General features: G+C 42.7%; 4 protein-coding genes. 1 reads left to right on the top strand and 3 read right to left on the bottom strand.

Features of this window, described 5'->3' with window-relative positions; all coding sequences use genetic code 11:
* Positions 1 to 758: BamA/TamA family outer membrane protein (locus JWQ85_RS13920; RefSeq protein ID WP_299468946.1), on the top strand; the 758-nt coding region annotated here is incomplete at its 5' end.
* Between the two features lie 55 nt (positions 759 to 813).
* Here the strand turns inward: JWQ85_RS13920 and JWQ85_RS13915 are convergent.
* The 3 genes from JWQ85_RS13915 to hppD form a co-directional block, all read right to left on the bottom strand.
* Positions 814 to 1,350, bottom strand: coding sequence for a hypothetical protein (locus JWQ85_RS13915; protein ID WP_299468944.1), 537 nt, complete (start codon positions 1,348 to 1,350; stop codon positions 814 to 816).
* A gap of 38 nt (positions 1,351 to 1,388) precedes the next feature.
* The gene (locus tag JWQ85_RS13910; protein ID WP_299468948.1) at positions 1,389 to 1,502 is read right to left on the bottom strand and encodes a tryptophan-rich sensory protein; all 114 of its coding nucleotides are present in this window, start codon (positions 1,500 to 1,502) and stop codon (positions 1,389 to 1,391) included.
* 361 nt (positions 1,503 to 1,863) lie between these two features.
* Positions 1,864 to 2,988, bottom strand: a complete 1,125-nt coding sequence (hppD, locus tag JWQ85_RS13905) for a 4-hydroxyphenylpyruvate dioxygenase (protein ID WP_299468942.1) — start codon at positions 2,986 to 2,988, stop codon at positions 1,864 to 1,866.
* Positions 2,989 to 3,116 lie beyond the last annotated feature (128 nt).

Raw genomic sequence — 3,116 nt, 5'->3', positions numbered from 1 at the left:
CGCCTAAAGATACCCTTGGGCAAAGCACTATGTTTGGATATGCCTTTTCGCAATACGTAAAAACAGAAATAGATTATCGCTGGTATCGTAGCTTAGGTGGCGAAAAACAATTCATATTCCGCTTTAATCCGGGTATTGGTATACCTTATGGCAACAGTACCCAGTTAATATTTGAAAAGAATTTTTACACGGGTGGCGCCAATGATATACGCGCATGGTTACCGCGTACATTGGGCCCCGGGCAATTTAACCGGGCAAGCTATGGTACAGACGGAGCTTCTGATACAACCCGTGCCCGCCTGAAATATCTTGATCAGTTTGGCGAAATAAAAATTGTTGCCAATGCCGAGTACCGGTATAAACTGGCCGATAATTTTTTTGGCGCGAAATTAAAAGGCGCGTTTTTTATGGATGCAGGTAACGTTTGGCGATTGCACAAGCAAACAGATAACCCCAATGGCGAATTTAGATTTAATAATATTTTACAATCTACCGCTATTGGTATCGGTACAGGTTTAAGGTTCGATCTGGGTTTCTTTATATTCAGACTGGATGCCGCATTTAAATTTAAAGATCCGCAGTTTAATGGATCTGACCAATGGGTGTTTATCAAACACTTTAACGAGATATTCTCTACCGGCAGCTTTAAAGAGGCTTACCTGCGCGCCAACAAAACAGGTATAGATGATAAAGGCAAAGTTTTGGGCGACAGTTACTCCTTTATGCAGCTCAACTTTGGTATAGGGCTGCCGTTTTAATTAGTGAATTATTGATTTAGTGAATTATTGATTTTTTAAAACAAAGCGGCCCCTTCTAATTAAACATCCCCTTTAATCCATCAATAACGCTCTGGAAAAATGTTGGTATGCTTAACCCGTTACTGTGGTTAAAATACAGGAATATACAAAAGATAATAAGCGCTATAATAATAAGCCTTTTAAACAGGTAACCCAGTAATATTAACCCCAACGGGATAGAGATCAATACTATCCAGCTTATTTTTACAGGGGTAAGCTTGCTATCGTGCCTGTAAATATAATAGAGCATAGAGTGTGTGCCATTATCATTCGCGTGGCGGGCGTATACAAAGCTCGATTTTTCTATCTTATGCCTGTAAAACGCGGTACCCTTGTCAAACGTCAATTGTTCGGTAAAACCGTTTAGGCTGAAGGTGAAAAGGCCATTCACATTTTCCTGTATGATGCCGGCCGTATCTACCGCAATAACTGCCACCTCATCTTTAGCAAAAGGGTTTTCTTTTATTACAAAATGGTTAATGGCAATAGTATCCGCAAAGGTAAAACCGGTTGCAGCTATAATAAGGATGAAGGCAAGTAGTATTCTTTTCATTTTAGGCACATAAACGTGCAATAAAAATAGTGTTTTTCCTACATGTTAAGCACAACAATGCTAATGTTTAACAATGTAGCGTAACTTGCCCATAAAAGATAAGGCACCAGCAGCCAGGCAGCGGTTTTGCTAAACCTGCCAAACCAGGATATATTTATCTGTTTTCAACTACGGCCACAATCTGCCCGGCACTTGTAAATCCTTCTCTCTTGATGTAGCTACTGTGTGGACACATCTTTTCGTTTGGTGTATTTTTTATGACCCGTAGGGTTTACCGCTTTGTAGCCAAATGGAGGGAAAGGTTTTTGCTCCATAGGAGCAACCCCTTTATCGCATTTTTAGGATGGATGAGACTAATTTCGTTGCATTTCTACGAACGGGTAGCCTCCTACGAGGCATAAATCATGTTCGTTATTTTTTCTACAAAGCGGTAGAGCCTACGGCTCATTTATCCTTGCCAAATTTCAAAAGATGTGTCCACACAGTAGCTTGATGCAAGGTTAGATGACAGGCTTACAAATTTCCCCTCAACTCCTGCTCGCGCTCAATGGCTTCAAAAAGGGCTTTAAAGTTACCGGCACCAAATGATTTTGCTCCCTTACGTTGTATGATCTCGAAAAACAGGGTAGGCCTATCTTCAACAGGTTTGGTGAAGATCTGTAACAGGTAGCCTTCGTCGTCGCGGTCTACCAGGATGCCTAATTGTTTTAATGGCCCAAGATCTTCATCAATATGGCCTACACGGGCAGTTAAATCGTCATAGTAAGTAGTGGGCACTGTTAAAAACTCCACGCCACGGCTTTGCAGGTCGGTTACGGTTTTAACAATATCATCGGTTGCTAATGCCATGTGCTGCACGCCTTCGTCCTCGTAAAACTCCAGGTATTCTTCTATCTGGCTTTTCTTTTTACCCTCGGCCGGTTCATTTATAGGGAATTTTACATAACCGTTTCCGTTGCTCATTACCTTGCTCATCAGGGCAGAGTATTCGGTAGATATCATTTTATCATCAAAGGTTAATATATTGCGGAAGCCCATAATATCCTCATAAAAATTAACCCACTTGTCCATTTTATGCCAGCCCACATTACCTACGCAATGGTCTACATACAACAGGCCCGCAACAGGCGGCTGGTAGGTAGTTTGCATGGCTTTATATCCGGGCAGGAATGGCCCGTTATAGTTTTTACGTTCTATAAACAGATGAACGGTTTCGCCATAGAGTTTTATGCCGCTGGTGCGTACTTCGCCATGCTCATCGGTAATGGTTTGCGGCTGCTGGTATGGCTCGGCACCACGTTTTGTGGTTTGCTCAAAAGCATCGTAAGCATCATCAACCCAAAGGGCTAATACCTTCACACCGTCGCCGTGTTTTTTAATGTGTTCGGCAATGGGATGGTCGGAGTGCAGCGGCGTGGTCAATACCAAACGGATCTTACCTTGTTGCAAAACGTACGATGCACGGTCGCGCACGCCTGTTTCAGGGCCCGAATAAGCCAGGTCCTGGAAACCGAAAGCGGTTTTATAATAATGGGCGGCCTGTTTGGCGTTACCCACATAAAATTCAACATAATCGGTACCGTTAAGCGGCAAAAAATCTGTTGTGGTTGGCTTTGTATCTAATGTTAATGTTTCCATTTTTGTTTTTGTTTGGCCTCACCCCGGCCCTCTCCAAAGGAGAGGGGGGCAAGGAGTTTTAATTCTTTTTTAAGCCCTCTCCTTTGGAGTGGGTTGTGTAAGGCCTTAAATCACCCAGCTTTTATAGT

The sequence above is a fragment of the Mucilaginibacter sp. genome, assembly GCF_028288105.1.
Taxonomy (GTDB): Bacteria; Bacteroidota; Bacteroidia; order Sphingobacteriales; family Sphingobacteriaceae; genus Mucilaginibacter.
The sequence above is the reverse complement of the archived record's forward strand: the minus strand, read 5'-3'. Positions and strand labels throughout refer to the sequence as shown.